This window comes from Mesorhizobium sp. ISC25 (genome assembly GCF_042295465.1).
Classification (GTDB): Bacteria; Pseudomonadota; Alphaproteobacteria; order Rhizobiales; family Rhizobiaceae; genus Mesorhizobium.
The window spans coordinates 3167084-3182716 of sequence record NZ_CP135441.1 but is presented as its reverse complement, the minus strand read 5'-3'; the positions used below and the strand labels follow the sequence as shown (position 1 = coordinate 3182716).

17 protein-coding genes are annotated in these 15633 nt (G+C 63.1%); 8 read left to right on the top strand and 9 right to left on the bottom strand.

Features of this window, described 5'->3' with window-relative positions:
* Positions 1-16: 16 nt before the first annotated feature.
* From RQ479_RS15870 to RQ479_RS15845, 6 genes are read left to right on the top strand one after another with little or no spacing between them, the layout of a single operon-like run.
* Complete coding sequence (locus RQ479_RS15870; protein WP_376705796.1) at positions 17-754, top strand: GntR family transcriptional regulator; 738 nt, start codon at positions 17-19, stop codon at positions 752-754.
* A complete protein-coding gene (locus tag RQ479_RS15865; protein WP_292657037.1) occupies positions 751-1239 on the top strand; it encodes a DUF3830 family protein in 489 nt (162 codons plus the stop codon). The genes RQ479_RS15870 and RQ479_RS15865 overlap by 4 nt, the downstream gene beginning before the upstream one ends.
* On the top strand, positions 1240-1599 hold the full coding sequence (locus RQ479_RS15860) for a TIGR04076 family protein (RefSeq protein WP_376705795.1): 360 nt from the start codon (positions 1240-1242) through the stop codon (positions 1597-1599). It begins immediately after the preceding gene.
* Positions 1596-2651 carry an aldo/keto reductase gene (locus tag RQ479_RS15855; protein WP_376705794.1) on the top strand — a complete coding sequence of 352 codons (1056 nt, stop codon included), beginning with the start codon at positions 1596-1598 and terminating at the stop codon, positions 2649-2651. Before RQ479_RS15860 ends, RQ479_RS15855 begins: the two co-directional genes overlap by 4 nt.
* A gap of 8 nt (positions 2652-2659) precedes the next feature.
* Positions 2660-3088 (top strand): DUF4440 domain-containing protein, encoded by a 429-nt coding sequence (locus tag RQ479_RS15850; RefSeq protein ID WP_376705793.1) that lies wholly within the window; start codon positions 2660-2662, stop codon positions 3086-3088.
* A 48-nt stretch (positions 3089-3136) separates the two neighbouring features.
* Complete coding sequence (locus RQ479_RS15845) at positions 3137-4396, top strand: ABC transporter substrate-binding protein (RefSeq protein ID WP_376705792.1); 1260 nt, start codon at positions 3137-3139, stop codon at positions 4394-4396.
* A gap of 75 nt (positions 4397-4471) precedes the next feature.
* Here the strand turns inward: RQ479_RS15845 and RQ479_RS15840 are convergent, their stop codons facing one another.
* The 3 genes from RQ479_RS15840 to RQ479_RS15830 form a co-directional block, all read right to left on the bottom strand.
* Positions 4472-5389, bottom strand: a complete 918-nt coding sequence (locus RQ479_RS15840) for a sigma-70 family RNA polymerase sigma factor (RefSeq protein ID WP_376705791.1) — start codon at positions 5387-5389, stop codon at positions 4472-4474.
* Positions 5390-5398: 9 nt separating this feature from the next.
* Positions 5399-5938 (bottom strand): dihydrofolate reductase family protein, encoded by a 540-nt coding sequence (locus RQ479_RS15835; RefSeq protein ID WP_376705790.1) that lies wholly within the window; start codon positions 5936-5938, stop codon positions 5399-5401.
* 141 nt (positions 5939-6079) lie between these two features.
* Positions 6080-6619: an Lrp/AsnC family transcriptional regulator gene (locus RQ479_RS15830; RefSeq protein WP_376705789.1), complete on the bottom strand. Its 540-nt coding sequence runs from the start codon at positions 6617-6619 to the stop codon at positions 6080-6082.
* Between the two features lie 48 nt (positions 6620-6667).
* Here RQ479_RS15830 and RQ479_RS15825 point away from each other — a divergent pair, with 48 nt between their 5' ends.
* On the top strand, positions 6668-7849 hold the full coding sequence (locus tag RQ479_RS15825; RefSeq protein WP_376705788.1) for an MFS transporter: 1182 nt from the start codon (positions 6668-6670) through the stop codon (positions 7847-7849).
* A gap of 49 nt (positions 7850-7898) precedes the next feature.
* Positions 7899-8327, top strand: a complete 429-nt coding sequence (locus RQ479_RS15820; RefSeq protein ID WP_376705787.1) for a GNAT family N-acetyltransferase — start codon at positions 7899-7901, stop codon at positions 8325-8327.
* Here the strand turns inward: RQ479_RS15820 and RQ479_RS15815 are convergent, their stop codons facing one another.
* The 6 genes from RQ479_RS15815 to RQ479_RS15790 form a co-directional block, all read right to left on the bottom strand.
* Positions 8328-9458, bottom strand: a complete 1131-nt coding sequence (locus RQ479_RS15815; RefSeq protein WP_376705786.1) for an anhydro-N-acetylmuramic acid kinase — start codon at positions 9456-9458, stop codon at positions 8328-8330.
* A 5-nt stretch (positions 9459-9463) separates the two neighbouring features.
* Entirely contained in the window at positions 9464-10465 is a 1002-nt protein-coding gene (locus tag RQ479_RS15810; RefSeq protein ID WP_376705785.1) for a serine hydrolase domain-containing protein, read from the bottom strand.
* 68 nt (positions 10466-10533) lie between these two features.
* The gene (locus tag RQ479_RS15805; protein ID WP_376705784.1) at positions 10534-12282 is read right to left on the bottom strand and encodes an ABC transporter ATP-binding protein; all 1749 of its coding nucleotides are present in this window, start codon (positions 12280-12282) and stop codon (positions 10534-10536) included.
* Positions 12279-13118, bottom strand: coding sequence for an ABC transporter permease (locus RQ479_RS15800; RefSeq protein WP_376705783.1), 840 nt, complete (start codon positions 13116-13118; stop codon positions 12279-12281). Before RQ479_RS15800 ends, RQ479_RS15805 begins: the two co-directional genes overlap by 4 nt.
* Positions 13118-14077: an ABC transporter permease gene (locus RQ479_RS15795; protein ID WP_376705782.1), complete on the bottom strand. Its 960-nt coding sequence runs from the start codon at positions 14075-14077 to the stop codon at positions 13118-13120. Before RQ479_RS15795 ends, RQ479_RS15800 begins: the two co-directional genes overlap by 1 nt.
* A gap of 34 nt (positions 14078-14111) precedes the next feature.
* Complete coding sequence (locus tag RQ479_RS15790) at positions 14112-15632, bottom strand: ABC transporter substrate-binding protein (RefSeq protein WP_376705781.1); 1521 nt, start codon at positions 15630-15632, stop codon at positions 14112-14114.
* Position 15633 lies beyond the last annotated feature (1 nt).

The window sequence follows — 15633 nt, the reverse complement described above, 5'->3', positions numbered from 1 at the left end:
GAGACCGGGATTGCCCATGCAGAAGGCCGCCATCGAAAAGAACAATGAGGTGATCGCCGCCCAGCTTACGCCGGTCGGCCGCGAGACCGTGCAGGATCGCGTCTATTCGGAGCTGCGCCGCGCCTTGATCGGCGGCCTTTTCGAGCCGAGCCAGGTTCTGACCATCCGCGGCCTCGCCGACGCACTGGTCACCAGCACCATGCCGGTGCGCGAGGCGCTCGGACGGCTGATCACCGAGAAGGCGCTGGAGGCGCTTCCCAACCGCTCGGTGCGCGTGCCGCCGATCACGCTGGAGCGCATCGACGACCTCTTGCGGGCTCGCTCCCTGATCGAGGGGGAAGCGATCGCCTTGGCCGCCACGCGCATGAACGCGCGCCAGATTGCTTCGGTCGAAGCCATGCTCGGCGAGTGGGACGAGATGCGGGCGCTGAAGCACAAGAAGGATATCGACCGCGAGGCCACGCTCAACCAGAGCTTCCACTTCGAAATCTATCGTTGCTGCGGTTCCGCCGTGCTGATCCCGATGATCGAGAGTCTTTGGCTGCAGTCGGGGCCATGCATCCGCGTCGCCATCTACGCTTTTTCAGACGCTGGGGAAGTGGATACGGCCCATTACCACCGCAGCATCGTCGCAGCGCTTTCAAGGCAGGATGCGCAAGCGGCGCGCGAGGCTCTGGTGGCCGACATCAGCCGGCCCTTCGCCTTTCTGCGCGACAAGCTCCAATCCGCAAGCAAGGAAGGATTGAGGGCATGACGGCGCCTGGCATCAGCATCACCGAGCCGCGATCACAGCTTTCCGTAACTGCGCTGCTGTTGCCTGAAAAGGCGCCCGACAACGCTGCCTTCCTGCTAGCGTATCTCGAGCAGCCGCGCGTCGTTGCCGGCATCCATGCGATGTGGACGGGGCCGGAAATCTCCTGCCCGGTTCCATCAGGCGATCTTGAGGGCCAAACCTATGCCAGGCCCTTGCCGGCGGAGAATGCAACGCTGACGCCGCAGCCGGGCGACATCGTGTTATCCTACGTGCCGCCGCGCATGTGGGGCGGCAACCCGAATGCCATCTTTGACGTCGGCCTGTTCTACGGAGCGGGTGCACGCCTGCTATTCCCGATCGGCTGGCTTGCCGGAAGCGTCGTCGCGCAGGTGGTGCCTGAGGAGCGCGATAAATTCGCAGCCGCTTGTGGCGTGATCCGCCGCAACGGCGCCTGCGAAATCACCTTTACCCGGGTGGATATCTGAATGGCTGAGAGCGACGACAGTTTTGAACTCTTCGACCTTCGCGTCGAGGCGGTCATTCCTGAGGGCAAGCCGATCTATTGCGGCGCCAAATCAGGTGATTATTTTGAGCTCAAGGGTGAGATGCTGTCGATGCCGGCGGGGCAGGGTTTTTCGATCTATTCCATCGCGGCTGTGCTGCCGCTTCTAGCAGCAAAGCAGCGCCCGACCCACAGGAACGACTGGATGACATCGGACGCCGAGATCGCCTGTCCCGATCCCAATTGCGCCAGCCGGCTGCGGATCATCAGGACCGGCAAGCGGCGGTTCAGCCATTCAGAGACCACGGCGGTGCCGCTGCCGAAGGAGAATGACCGGAGATGACCGCCAAGGCTTTCGAGCTCAGCCCCGGCTATACGATCTCGCGGGTCATTCGCGGCGGCTGGCAGCTTGCCGGCGGGCACGGCGCGATCGACCGCCAACAGGCGGTGACCGACCTGATCGCCACCTTCGACGCCGGCATCAGGACCTATGATTGCGCCGATATCTATACCGGTGTCGAAGAGCTGATCGGCGCGGCGCGCCTGCGCCTTGCCAATGAGCGTGGCCTCGACGCTGCCGCCAAGATGAAGGTGCACACCAAGCTGGTGCCTGACCTCGAACGGCTTTCCACGATCAGCCGCGACTACATCAGCAGCATCGTCGACCAGTCGCTGCGGCGGTTGAAGACTGAGCGCCTCGATCTTGTGCAGTTCCATTGGTGGGACTATTCGGTGCCCCGCTATGTCGATGCGATGGGCTGGCTCGAGGAAATCCGCAGGGAAGGCAAGGTGCGCAACATCGGCACCACGAACTTCGATACGCCGCGGCTGGCCGAGATCCTGGCCGCAGGTGTGCCGCTGGTCAGCCAGCAATTGCAATACTCCGTGCTCGACCAGCGGCCGGCCAACAGCCTTGCAGCACTCGCCAGCCGGCATGGCGTCAGTTTCCTCTGCTACGGTTCGGTGGCGGGCGGCTTCCTCAGCGAAAAATGGCTTGGCGTTGCCGAGCCGCAGACGCCGCTCGAAAACCGGTCGCTGGTGAAATACAAGCTGATCATCGACGACTTCGGCGGTTGGGAGCTTTTCCAGGAATTGCTTCGCACACTGAAGGCCGTCGCCGACCGCCACGCCGTCGACATCGCAACGATCGCCAGCGCCTGGGTGCTGGAGCAGCCGCAAGTGGCGGCCGTTATCATCGGCGCCCGCAACCAGGCGCACGCCCTTGCCAATGCCAGAATCATGGACGTCGCGCTCGATGTCGACGACCGGGCGAGGATCGCTGCCGTGATCGCGCAAAGCCGTGGGCCGCTGGGCGACGTCTACACATTGGAACGCGACCGCAACGGCCGCCACGGCTCGATCATGCGCTACAATTTGAATGCGGGCCGGACATGAGCGCGGCCATGGACGAGAGGCCTTCCCTGCTTTCCCGCGCCAGCGCCGAGGTGGTCGGTCTCCACCGCTTCTTCGTCGACTGGTTCAATGCGGCGAGTGCGGACAATGCAGATTTCAACCGGTTCGAAAGCGTCATGGGCGAAGCCTTCTGCATGGTTACGCCGGACGGCCAGGTCCTCGATCGTGACACGGTGCTCGATCATATCAGGGCAAGCCGCGCCACCTCTGACGGCGATTTCACCATCTCGATAGAGGATATCCGGGCCGGCTGGCAACAAAGCGACACGATCGTCGTCAGCTACATCGAAGCGCAGCAGCGCGCCGGCAAGCACAGCCGCCGTCGCTCGAGTGCCGTTTTCACCACCAGTTCATCGGCGCCCAACGGCGTTGAATGGCGACATCTGCATGAAACCTGGCTGCAGATGCCTGAAGGCTGAACAGGCTCAAGATATCAATGAGAGACGTGTAACGAAAGGGGAACAACAATGAAAAAGACCATACTTCAGATCACCACCGCGCTCGCTCTGCTGACAGCGGCCGGCGCAGCGCACGCCGCCGATTGCAAGATCACCGTCGGCCTTGTCATGGAACTGACCGGCCCGGCCGGCGAATACGGCCAGGCAGGCGCCAAGTCGGTCGAGATGGCCTTCCGCGACATCAACGATGCGGGCGGCGTCCGCGGCTGCGATCTCGCGACCGACACCCGCGACAGCCAGAGCCAGGGCAACATCGCGGTCGACGCAGCGACGCAGCTCGTGCAGGTCAAGAAGGTACCGGTCATCATCGGCGGCATCATCTCTTCGGTGTCGATCCCGATCCTGACCTCGGTCACCGCTCCGGCCAAGATCGTCCAGGTCTCGCCAGCCTCTTCATCGCCAACGCTGACGGCGCTCGGACGCGACGGCAAGACCAACGGCATTTTCTTCCGCACCATCACCTCGGACGCACTGCAAGGCGTCGCCGCCGCCAAATATGCCATCGACAAAGGCTTCAAGAAGCTGTCGGTCATCCACGTCAACAACGACTTCGGCGTCAACATGGTGGCGGAATTTTCGCGCGCCTATAAGGCGCTCGGCGGCACCATCGTTTCCGACACGCCCTACAATGAAAAGCAGTCGAGCTATGCCTCGGAGGTGACCGCGGCTATGGCCGGCGAACCGGATGGGCTTTATCTCGTCAGCACGCCTGTCGACGGCGCAACCATCGCCCGCACCTGGATTTCGCAGGGCGGTGTCCAGAAATTCCTGCTCAATGACGGCATGAACAGCCCGGACTTCATCGAATCCGTTGGCGCGGATTACCTGAAGGATGCGTACGGCACTTCATCCGGCACCAGCCCGACCGCATCGACCGAGTATTTCACCAAGAATTACAAGGAATTTTCGGGCATCGAACCCTCGAACCCAGCGGCCGACCGATCCTATGATGCCGGCGCCATCGTCGGCTTGGCCATCGCCATTGCCGGCTCCGAGGATCCGGCCAAGATCAAGGATGCGATGTACAAGGCAGTCGACCCGGCCGGCACGCCGATCCATGCCGGCAAGGACGAGTTCGCCAAGGCGCTCGGCCTGATCAAGGAGGGCAAGCCGATCCGCTACGAAGGCGTCATCGGTCCGGTCGCCTTCGATAAGTATGGCGACATCACCGGCCCGTTCCGGCTCTGGAAGATCGTCGACGGCAAGGTGACGACCGACGGCGAAATGACGACGGATGACGTCAACGCCTTGCAGGCGAAGCTTCAGTAGACTGCCTATGTCTTGTCCGGCATCGATCCCATTTCATTGAGGTTGATGCCGGACACTTGCAGGTCCTGCTGCCGCTTAGGCCGGCCCGGAAACGACCACCGCACCAGCCGTCGGCACGATCCAGGGGCAGGCATAATAATCAGTGATGCGATTGATGATCCCGCCGGCGGCTTCGATCCGAACGGGATGGGCCGGCTTCCAACCGTCTTCGCCATGGTGGAGCACGAGCAGCACCGCCTCGCCATCAATCTCGCCAATCGCTATTTTCCAGGCCGTCGAGGCTTTTTCGTATTCGACGAAGTAAGGTGATTCCGACAGCCTGCCCTTGAAGCAATCCGCGACCCGCAATTGTGCGTCGGCGCTGGTCAACGCCCGTACCCCGTCCCAGTCGCGGCGGTTGAACAGTTCGACGTAGCGCCTGAGCAATTCCAGAAGTTCCGGATCGCTTTGGCGCTCCGAACGGACGATTGGCTCGCCCGACAAGGCGCCCAATTTCGAGCGGCCACGGTTCAACGCAGCCTTGACGCCACCCACGGTCGAGCCGACGAGATCGGCGATCTCGTCCAACGAATAGTCGAATACATCCTTGAGCAGGACGCAGGCGCGCTCCTTGGGCGGCAGGTGGATCACCAGCCGCTCGATCGCGCGATCCGCGCCCTGGCCCGCCGGCTCGACCGGCAGGATGATCTCGTCCTCGACGAAATTGGCCTCAGCCTGCTGGCGCACCTGCCGGCTTCGCAGGAAATCGATGCAGCGATTATGAGCGATGCGAAACAGCCAGGGGCGAAGGGCGCTCGCATCGTCCAGCTTCTCGATCTTCCGATAGGCCTCGAATAGCGCTTCCTGCATGACGTCTTCGGCGTCAAGCGCCGAACCGGTCATGCGTGCGCAGTAGCGGTGCAGCCGTCCACGCAAATGCGCGACCGTCTCCAGGAAGCCCGCGTAGCGGACGTCGAAAAGCCCGGTCGGGTCAAGTCTTGGCTGCATCTTCATGGCACACGATCACAGCGGGACATAGGTCAGTGTAATGACGCCGTTCTTGAAACGGTGCGTATCTATAAGCTCCAGCTTGACCAGGGACGGCTCGACATCCTGGAAAGCGCGTTTGCCTTGGCCGACGCGGGTCGGCACGATCGAGAGTTGATACTCGTCGACAAGCCTGTTGGCGAGCAGCGTCTGGTCGAGATTGCTCACTCCATACTTCAATATGTTGCCGCCGTTTTGCTGCTTGATCCCAGCGATTTTGGCAGCGACGTCGCCTTCGATCAGCGACGCGTTCCAGCTCACTTCCTTGAGGCTGCGCGACGCGACGAGCTTCTTCAGCCCGTTCATGCGGTCCATGTACTTGCTGCCTTTGACCTGCGGCCAGCGCGCCGAAAACATTTCGTAGGTGACGCGGCCGAGCAGGAAAAAATCCGCCTCGCCGGCCTTTTCATAGGAGTGCTCCTTCATCTCCTCATCGAAGAAGGGTGACGCCCACTCCATTGGTGCCTCAATGACGCCGTCCAGCGAAATGAAGCTGCCCACTATCAATTTTCTCATCGCGTGTCTCCGGTTGCGCAACAGACATCCCGTCGGACCCAAGGAACCGGCGAAAACGAAACCGGCCCGACGGATGATCACAGGATGCAGTGCCTAAGACGTTCCCGGTTCGACTTTGGATACGCGTGAGGATCGTTTGAGTTAATAGAGCGGCTTGGCCATGTGCCGGGGCGTCGGCCACTCCGTCGTAATCCCCGGCTGCACCGGCCGCTCCAGATAGGTCGATAGCACCACGTAACTTCGCGTCGAGGTGACGCCGGGTGTTTCGTAGAGGCGCGACAGCAGGCCTTCGAGCGCCCGCGTGTCCTCGGTGCGGACCTTGATCAACATGCATGTGTCGCCGGCCACCGAATGGATCTCCTCGACTTCGGGATGTTCGGAAATCGCCATCAGCTCCGGCGTCTTTCCCCACCCCTTGGTGTCGATATGGACGAAGGCAAGCAGCGGCTTGTGCACCGCCTTGGGATCGATGATGACCGCGGTATTGCGGATGGCGCCGCTGCGCCGCAGGCGCTTGACGCGTTCATGGACTGCCGGCGGCGAAAGGCCGACGCGGTCGCCGAGGTCGGCATAGCTGATCGTGGCGTCCTCGACCAGGACGCCTAATATTTTTCGGTCGGTTGCATCGATATCGCGGGCGGCAGGCCTGTTCTGCGGAATGCCATCTGTTTCTTCATCCATATTAAAATTCCCGATTGATGCAGAATTTAATACGGCCATTATTGCCATATGTCGAACAGTGATCAAGTCGCCACATTCGCAGCGGCCCCCAAGCCGCCAATCCCGGCACTAGCTTACCTGCTGACCGGGTGCATTGCCGTGATCGGCTCGAACTCGCTGGTGCTCGGTCCGATCGCACCGGCTGTGGCCGCATCCTTCGGCACAAGCGTGCCGGCGGTTATGATCGCTTCCGCCGCGTTCGGGCTCGGGACGTCGGCAAGCGCCTTGTTCCTGGCGCGCTACATCGACCGGCTCGGCGCCCGCCGCATGCTGCAAGCGGCGTTGCTGCTGCTGGCAATTGCGCTCGTCGCCAGCGCCGCTGCGCCGACAGTGACGGCGCTGGTCGCGGCCCAGCTTCTCGCCGGCATCGCTGCAGGTGTCGCCATGCCGGCAATCTATGCCAGCTCCGCCGCGATTGCACCGCCCGGCCGCGAAAGCGGCACCATAGGCGTCCTGCTGACCGGCTGGACGCTAAGCATGGTCGCCGGCGTTTCGCTGTCGGCCGTACTTGCCGATCTGGTGCACTGGCGCGCGGTTTTCGCGGCGGTCGCGGTGCTGGCAGCACTCGCCTTGGCCAGCCTGTCGCTGACGTCGTTGAGCGATGTCAGGAAGAGTGGTCCGGCGCCGACGCCGCTGGGCGCCTTGAGCGTTCCCGGCATAGTGCCGCTTCTGGTTGCCTGCGCCGCCTTCATGACCGCGTTCTACGGCGTCTACGGCTATCTTGGCGATCACCTTCACAACGGCTTGGGACGGCCGGTCAGTGCCAATGGGCTTGCCGCGCTCGCCTATGGCGCCGGCTTTGGTGCGGCGGCACTTCTTGACGGCGTTATCGACCGCCTGGGCGCGCGGCGTGTCATGCCATTTGCCTATCTGCTTGTCGCGGCCGTCTATGTAGTGCTTGCCGCGGCAAGCAGTAGTTTTCATCTGACCATAGCGATGATAGCCGTCTGGGGCCTTGCCAATCATTTCGGGCTGAACGTCCTGGTGATGCGCCTGTCGGCGCTCGACCCTGCGCGCCGCGGCACGATCATGGGTTTGAACAGCGCGGTGACCTATCTTGCGGTGTTCGTCGGCACCACGGCGTTCGGACCGCTCTATTCCACGTTCGGTTTTGCAGCATCGGCGGTGGTTGCAGCTTTGCTCATGCTGATCGCTGCTGCGGCAGCGGCGTGGCGTTCGCCGAAGCTATAGCGCAGCAAGGCTTGCGTCTCGGTCCGGTTCTTCGATAGATGCTCGTTGGATGGACAATACAACGCTTGAGACAACCGCCGATCCCTTGCCGCACGAGCTCGCTTTTCTTGGAGAGCGGCTTACGGCGTTCAACGACAGCGATGTCGGCGCCTCCGGCAGGAAGACATTGGCCGTGTTCGTCCGCGATAAGCGCGGCGCTATTGTCGCCGGCATCTCGGGATACACCGCCTGGGGCTGGCTCTATGTGCAATGGCTCTGGGTCGATGAAAAACTGCGCGGCCAGCATATGGCCGGCACGATGCTCGAGGCGGCCGAGAGGGAGGGGATCGCCCGCGGCTGTCACGGCGCCTGGATCGACACGTTCAATCCCAAGGCTGCCAAGGCCTATGAGCGCCAGGGCTATCTGCCCTTCGGCGTGCTTGCCGATTTCCCCATTGGCCGCAGCCGCATCTTCCTGCAGAAGAAATTGGTGGCTTAACTAGCCGGCAAGGCGTCCACCGCACATCGGCTGGGGCACTCCGGTCGTACTGGGGAAGCTGATCGGCCAGCCCCTGAGCACACGCACTGCCAGGAAGGCAAAGCACTCCGCCTCCACCGCATCGCCCTTCCAGCCCATCGCCTCGGCCGGCACGGCGTCGACACCGGCGCGGCTGCCAAGCATGGCCATGATCGTCGGGTTGTGTCGACCGCCGCCGCTGACCACCAGCCGCTTCGGCCGGTGTGGCAGAAGATCGAGCGCCTTGCCGACGGCGGCCGCGGTGAAGGCCGTCAGCAGGGCTGCGCCATCCTCGGCATTCATCCCGTCCGCCATAGAGGCGCCGAAATCGAACCGGTCCAGCGATTTTGGATAGGGCTTGGTCAAATACGGGTGCTGCAGGAGCTTGGCCAACCGTGCCTCGTCGACCGTCCCGGCGCGGGCAAGGGCGCCGTCGCGGTCCATTTCGCCGAGCCCCTTCGACTTGATGAAATCGTTCAGCGGTGCATTGGCCGGCCCGGTGTCGAAGGCAACGACATTGTCCTTGCCGTCCCACCAGGTGATGTTGGCGACGCCGCCGAGATTGAGCACCGCCGTGTCGCCGGTGGCGTCGGCTTCGCGCAGTAGCGCGGCGTGATAGGCGGCCGACAGCGGCGCGCCCTGGCCGCCGGCGCGTATGTCGGCCGAGCGGAAGTCATAGGCGACCCTGGTGCCAAGGATCGCATGCATCAGCTCGCCATCGCCGAGCTGGCGGGTGTGGCCAAGCCGGCCGGCTTGCGGGGCACGATGCAGCACGGTCTGGCCATGAAAACCGACCACCCCGATATCGGCCATCGTCAGCCCGTGGCGTTCGACCAGGTCGTTGACTGCCTGAGACTGCGCGCGCGTCAGCGCCTCTTCGGCCTCGCGGAAGATTTCCGGTTCCGGCCCGGTGAAATTCCAGCTCCTTGCCTGCCTAAGCGTCTCTTCCAGCAAGGTCCGGATCGACTGCGGGTAGGGGGCCAGCGTGTAGGTGCCGAAATCCGCGATCCGCTCGCCGTCGGTCTTGATCAGCGCGACGTCGATATTGCCGTCCAGTACGGTGCCGGTCATCAGGCCGACGGCCCACATTGGTTCGCCATTTTTCGGATTCATGATTGTCAGGCTCCATTGACGAGATCGCCGACCGCTTGGCGAAGCGCTGCGATCCCGCTGTTGAAATGACGTGTCGGATGAATCCGATTGGTGAGCAAGGTCCATGCTCTGCCTTCGTCGAAGTCGATCCACAGCCCGGTGCCGGTGAAGCCGGTATGCCCGATGGTTTCGGGGCTGCACAGCGCGCCGCCGGACCAACCTTCGTAGGGTCGCTCCCAGCCATGGGTGCGGGTTGCCGACAAGGGCGTGCGCATCAGCGCTATCGAACGCTGCGACGCGCCGGTCCCGTCGAGCAGCCCTCGCGCAAAGTCGAGGACCGAAGCTGCCGTTCCGAACAGCCCGGCGTGAGCGGCCCCTTGCAATGCCGAGCAATTGTCGTCGTGGACCTCGCCTGACAGCACGCGATGGCGCCATGTGCAGTCTTCGGTCGCCGCCGCTCGATCCGGTTCGGCGGAGAACGCGAAGCCCGGGCCGGGATCCATGTCGCGAATGGTCTTGCCGGACAGGCGCTCCAGCACAAAGCCGAGCAGGATGAAGTTGATATCGGAATAGACTGGCTCCCCAGCCTGCCATTCGCGCTGCAGGATGAAGGCGCGCAGCAGCTCGGGGTCACGCCCATAGGTGTAGATCGGCGCGACGGCGGGAAACGGCGTCTGATGGCCGAGACACTGGCGAAACGTCACCTTCCGTTCCCAGGCTTTTTCGTCATATTGGCGCAGGTCGGGTAGGACCGAGATCAGCGGTGCGTCGAGATCGATGACCCCTTCTTCCGCCAGCGCCAGGATTCGCGGCGTGGTGAAGATGACTTTGGTCAGCGACGCCAGATCGAACCATGTTTCGGCATGCATCGGCCGCACCTTCGGCACGCGCTGAGCCGAGCCGATTGCTCGGACGATGCGTTCGCCGTCCCGGTCGACTATGCCGAGCACGCCGCCTGGAATGCGCGATGCAGCCACGGCCGCTTCGAGCGGGGCGAATGCGCGGTCGAAGATATCATGGTCGATCATTGCGGCCTCCGTCTGAAAGGCAGCGAGGGGCTGTCCGTCTGACTCTGCATGCTTTCGGGTGATAATCATCACACGTCCACCCGTGCTCTATGATCCGGCCCGAATTGCTGCCAATTGGCCGGGCCCGGCTCAAATCCCAGCGGACGCACGAGCGAGGGGACCTGGCGCGTGTCGAGCTCGAAACGTTCATGCCGCCGGTCTATGGTGGGAACGGCCGCGATAAGCTGTTTGGTATAGGAGTGCTTCGGCTCCGAGAGCACCGATCTGGCATCGCCGATCTCGACGATCTGGCCGGCATAGATGACCGCGATGCGATGGGCGATCCGCTCGACGACAGCCATGTCATGCGAGATGAACAGATAGGCCAGCCCGAATTCACGCTGCAGCTCGATCAAGAGCTCCAGCACCCTGGTCTGCACCGACACATCGAGCGCCGAAACCGCTTCGTCGAGGACGACAACCGAAGGATTGAGCATCAGCGCGCGAGCGATGCACAGGCGTTGCCGCTGGCCGCCGGAGAATTCGTGCGGATAGCGCTGCAGGCTGTTTTCCGGAAGGCCGACGCGTTTCAACAGCGCGGCCATTTTCGCCCGCGGTTCAACAGTTATCCGTCCGCCGGTGGCGATCACCGGCTCTGCGAGGATGCTTTCGATGGTCAGTCTGGGATTGAGCGAGCCATAGGGATTCTGGAACACCATCTGCACGGGAAGGGCGCTCTGCCCGGCGGCGGCCTTGCGCGCGCTGGCCGAGATTGTGCCGCGCGTCGAGCGCACCAGCCCCAGAATCGCACGGGCGGTGGTGGACTTTCCGGAACCGCTCTCGCCGACGACCGCCAATGTCTCGCCCGGCATCAGCTCGAAATCCACACCGTCCACGGCATGGACGGCACCGCTGGTACGGCTGAGAAAACCACCCTTGACCGGAAATCGCACCACGAGGCTATCGACCTTCAGCGCCGGCTCGGCAGCCTTTTGCTTTTCGCGTTGCGCGTCCCTGCGTGTCGCACTGCCGCCGGTGAAATGCGGCACCGCATGCAGCAGATGCCGCGTATAGGGATGCCGCGGATCGTCCAATATCTGGTTCAGCGCGCCCTGCTCGACAGCTTCTCCGCTTTGCATCACCATGATCTTGTCGGCGATGCCCGCAACCAGACCGATGTCGTGGGTGATGAAGATCATCGACATCCCGGTTTCCTGCTTCAACTCGGCGAGCAGCGCCATGATCTGCGCCTGCACCGTAACATCCAGCGCCGTCGTTGGCTCGTCGGCAATGAGCAGGCGCGGGTTGCACGCGAGCGCCATGGCGATCATCACCCGCTGCAGCATGCCGCCCGAAAGCTGGTTGGGCGTGTATTTCAGCCGCCGTGCAGCGTCGGGAATACGCACGCGGTCGAGCGCGTCCTTGGCCGCCGCCGTCGCTTGCCGACCGGTCAGGCCGCGATGCAGGCGAAACGATTCCTCGATCTGCCTGCCGATGGTCAGCACCGGATTGAGCGAGCTCATCGGCTCCTGGAAGATCATGCCGATTTCGCCGCCGCGGATCTTCGTCAGTTGCGGCTCGGCCGCGGCGGTCAGGTCGAAAATGCTGTTGTCGGCCCGCCTCAGCTTGATCGAGCCCGAGGTGATGCGGCCGCCGCCATAATCGACAAGGCGATTGATCGACAGCGCGGTGACCGATTTGCCCGAGCCGCTTTCGCCGACGATTGCCAATGTTTCGCCGTCGGCGAGATCGAAGCTGACGCCGCGCACGACCTCATTGGCTTTCGGGTTGCGGCCGAAGCCGACGCGCAAACCGCTGACGGACAGCAGCGGGATCATGCGATCGATCTCCGCATCTTCGGGTCGAGGACATCGCGCAACGCATCGCCGAGCAGGTTGAAACCGAGGATGCTGATCATGATCGCCACCCCCGGGAAGATCATCAGCCAGGGAGCTGTCTCCATCAGATTGCGGCTGTCGCTCAGCATCAGGCCGAGCGACGCGGCGGGCGGCTGCGTGCCGAGCCCGAGGAAGCTTAAGCCGGCTTCGGTCAGCAGTGCCCAGGCCAGCGCCAGCGTCACCTGGACCGTCAGAGGCGCCACCAGATTGAGCAGAAGATGCCGTGTCACGATGTAGTTCGAGCTGCTGCCGAACGTGCGGGCCGCGTCGACGAACTCGCGCGCCTTGAGCGACAGAGCCGGGCCGCGCACCACGCGGGTGAAAATCGGCGTGTAGACGATGGCGATGGCAATGACGCTGGTCGAGGTTCCCGGTCCCGCAACCGCGACGATCAGCAGCGCCAGCAGGATCGCCGGGAACGCCAGCAGAACGTCCATGATGCGCATCACCAGGCCGTCCCAGCGGCGCCCGAACCAGGCTGCCGCCAGCCCGAGCACGGTGCCGGCCAGTGTCGCAAAGGCGACCGAAAAGAAGGCCACGATGAAGGACTGGCCGATCCCGGTCATCAGCCGACTTGCGACATCGCGGCCGAACAGATCTGTGCCCATCCAGTACGTGCTGTCAGGCGCATGCAGCCGCTCGACCCGGTGCTGCGTCAGCGGATTGTCCGGCGTCAGGCCCAGCATGCCAAGCACGGCAAGCAGCAGATAAAGCGCAACGATGGCACCGCCGATGCGGCCGCTGGTGTGCGCAAGTATGGCCCGCAAGGTCGCCATCAGTGCTCGCTTAGCCGAATACGCGGGTCGAGCGCGACATAGGCGAGGTCGACGAGGAGATTGACGATCATGAAGTTGAAGGCGATGAACAGCACGCTTCCCTGCACCAGCGCGTAGTCGCGCTGCAGGATGGCATCCAGCACCATGCGGCCGAGACCGGGCAGTGCATAGATCTGCTCGACGATGACTGCTCCGCCCAGGAGATAGCCGAACTCTATGCCGCTCAGCGTCACGACCGGGATGAGCGCGTTGGGCAAAGCATGCCGCCAGATGACGTCGCGCGCCGAAACGCCCTTGCTGCGCGCCGTCCTGACATAATCGTCGCTGAGCACATCGAGCATCGCCGAACGCGATATACGGGTCACCGAAGCCGCGAAGGCAAAACCGAGCGTCACGGCGGGCAGCAACAGCTGGCCGAGATTGCGCAGCGGATCCTGCCACAGCGGCGAAAACTCACCCATCGCCGGCAAAACGCCAAACCCCGCCGACAGCGTGTAGATGATCAGCAGGGCAAGGACGAAGTTCGGCGTCGACTGCCCGATCATTGCGACAACGCGCACGCCGAGGTCGGCCAGCTTTTCATTATGAGTGGCGGCAAAGATCCCGGCCGGCATGCCGACAACCAGGGCGATGACCATCGACAGCAGGGCGAGCTCCAACGTTAGCGGGAAACGCTCGAGGATGACGTCGAGCACCGGCCTGCCATAGGTGGACGAAATGCCGAGGTTACCTTGGAAAAGACCAAGCAGCCAGCGCCAGTACTGGATGAACCAGGGCTGGTCGATGCCGAAATAAGCTGCAAGCGCATCGCGCTGCTGCGGCGTCAGCAGGCCGGCTTCGGTCCCCAGCATTGCCGTGATCGAATCGCCCGGAACCATCCGGATCGCCAGGAACACCACGATGGACACGCCAAGCAGGACGAGAGGGAAGGTCGCCAGTCGCCGCATCAGATAGTTCACGCGAAGAATATCCTCTCGTCCGGCACCAAAGCAGCTACTGGATCGACACCTTGGCGAGGCTGAACAGCGAACCTGTCGGCACCGGTTCGAATCCTGCGATATTCTTCTGCTGTGCCGTGTAGCTGTAGGACGTGTAGAGCCAGATCCAGGGCGACATCTCAGTGATGTGCTTCTCGAAGTCGGCGAAGATCGCTTTGCGCGCTGCCGGGTCGGTCTCGGTGCGGCCCTTCTGCATAAGGCTGTCGAGCGTGTCGTCGATATAGTTCGCGACCTTCTGCAGATTGCCCGTCTTGGTCCAGTAGCGGTTGTACATAGTGTAGGGATCGGCCCTGCCGCCGTTCAGCGCGACGGCCATGTCGAAGTCGCCCTTCAGCCAGGCGTCGACATAGACGTTGAGCTCCATCATCTTGATATCGAGCTTCACGCCGATTTCTGCGAGTTGCGACTGGATAACCTGGGCTTCCGCCGCTGCCGTCGGCGGCTCGCCGGTGGCGCCAATCACGGTCGCCGAAAAGCCGTCGGCATAGCCGGCTTCGGCCATCAGCCGCTTGGCCTTCTCAATGTCGCGCTTATAGCAGAACAACTGGTTCGGATCGGTCGCCAGCGCCGGGATGGTCAGCGGGCCGGTGACCTTGCCTTCGCCGAGCGAGGCGGTGTCCAGCACTTCCTGCCGGTCGATGGCGCACGAAATCGCCTGACGCACCTTGAGTTCGGTCATCGGCTTGCGGGAGGGATTGAGCTGCAGCACGTGATAGGCAAGCACCGGCACGCGGTTCAACTGCAGACTGGCTTCCTTGGGCACCAGCGTGGCGACAAGCGGATCGTTGAGCAGGGCGAAGTCGATCTGCTTGGTGCGCATCGCCGCCAGTATCGCCGTCTCGTCCGGCAGCACGCTGATATCGATGCCGTCGACGCCGGTCGCGCCGCCTGCCCAATCCTTGTTGGCGACAAGCACTTCCTTGGAATTCGGATCCCATTTCTCGAGCTTGAACGGACCCGAGCCGACCGTCGTCGTGCCGATCGAGTCGGCCGCGATTTCGCTTGCCGGGACGATCGCCGCATTGACGTCGCTCATCGCCGTCAGGATCGGCACGTCCGGCTGCGAGAGGTGGAACACGACGGTGGCTGGATCGGGCGTGTCGATGCTGGCGATCGAGAGAAAGTTGGCGCGGGCGGCAGCACCCGTCTTCTCGTCGAGTATGCGCTCGAACGATGCCTTGACGTCGGCCGAGGTCACGGCGGCGCCGTTCTGGAATTTTGCTTTCGGATTGAGCTTGAAGCTCAGCTCCTTGCCGTCCGGCGAGAACTGCCAAGAATCGGCAATCGCGGGCGCGATTTGCAGGTTTGCGTCGAGCCGCACCAGTGGCTCATAGATCAGCTCCAGCAGCCGCAGTGAGGAGAATGCCGTCTGCTTGTGCGGATCAAGACCCGTGGCGTCCTGCGACCACGCCATATGCAGCGTCGCCGCGCTCGCCCGCACCGGTAGCGCGGCGATTCCAATCATTGCCGCGAGCGTCATGCCGGAAAGCAGTTTCTTGCCAATGTGCCGTACCATT

Excerpts from the sequence above, each read along its gene's own strand:
- RQ479_RS15870 (WP_376705796.1), top strand. The coding sequence starts at position 17 with ATGCAGAAGGCCGCCATCGAAAAGAACAATGAGGTGATCGCCGCCCAG.
- RQ479_RS15865 (WP_292657037.1), top strand. The coding sequence starts at position 751 with ATGACGGCGCCTGGCATCAGCATCACCGAGCCGCGATCACAGCTTTCC.
- RQ479_RS15860 (WP_376705795.1), top strand. The coding sequence starts at position 1,240 with ATGGCTGAGAGCGACGACAGTTTTGAACTCTTCGACCTTCGCGTCGAG.
- RQ479_RS15855 (WP_376705794.1), top strand. The coding sequence starts at position 1,596 with ATGACCGCCAAGGCTTTCGAGCTCAGCCCCGGCTATACGATCTCGCGG.
- RQ479_RS15850 (WP_376705793.1), top strand. The coding sequence starts at position 2,660 with ATGGACGAGAGGCCTTCCCTGCTTTCCCGCGCCAGCGCCGAGGTGGTC.
- RQ479_RS15845 (WP_376705792.1), top strand. The coding sequence starts at position 3,137 with ATGAAAAAGACCATACTTCAGATCACCACCGCGCTCGCTCTGCTGACA.
- RQ479_RS15840 (WP_376705791.1), bottom strand. The coding sequence starts at position 5,389 with ATGAAGATGCAGCCAAGACTTGACCCGACCGGGCTTTTCGACGTCCGC.
- RQ479_RS15835 (WP_376705790.1), bottom strand. The coding sequence starts at position 5,938 with ATGAGAAAATTGATAGTGGGCAGCTTCATTTCGCTGGACGGCGTCATT.
- RQ479_RS15830 (WP_376705789.1), bottom strand. The coding sequence starts at position 6,619 with ATGGATGAAGAAACAGATGGCATTCCGCAGAACAGGCCTGCCGCCCGC.
- RQ479_RS15825 (WP_376705788.1), top strand. The coding sequence starts at position 6,668 with ATGTCGAACAGTGATCAAGTCGCCACATTCGCAGCGGCCCCCAAGCCG.
- RQ479_RS15820 (WP_376705787.1), top strand. The coding sequence starts at position 7,899 with ATGGACAATACAACGCTTGAGACAACCGCCGATCCCTTGCCGCACGAG.
- RQ479_RS15815 (WP_376705786.1), bottom strand. The coding sequence starts at position 9,458 with ATGAATCCGAAAAATGGCGAACCAATGTGGGCCGTCGGCCTGATGACC.
- RQ479_RS15810 (WP_376705785.1), bottom strand. The coding sequence starts at position 10,465 with ATGATCGACCATGATATCTTCGACCGCGCATTCGCCCCGCTCGAAGCG.
- RQ479_RS15805 (WP_376705784.1), bottom strand. The coding sequence starts at position 12,282 with ATGATCCCGCTGCTGTCCGTCAGCGGTTTGCGCGTCGGCTTCGGCCGC.
- RQ479_RS15800 (WP_376705783.1), bottom strand. The coding sequence starts at position 13,118 with ATGGCGACCTTGCGGGCCATACTTGCGCACACCAGCGGCCGCATCGGC.
- RQ479_RS15790 (WP_376705781.1), bottom strand. The coding sequence starts at position 15,632 with ATGGTACGGCACATTGGCAAGAAACTGCTTTCCGGCATGACGCTCGCG.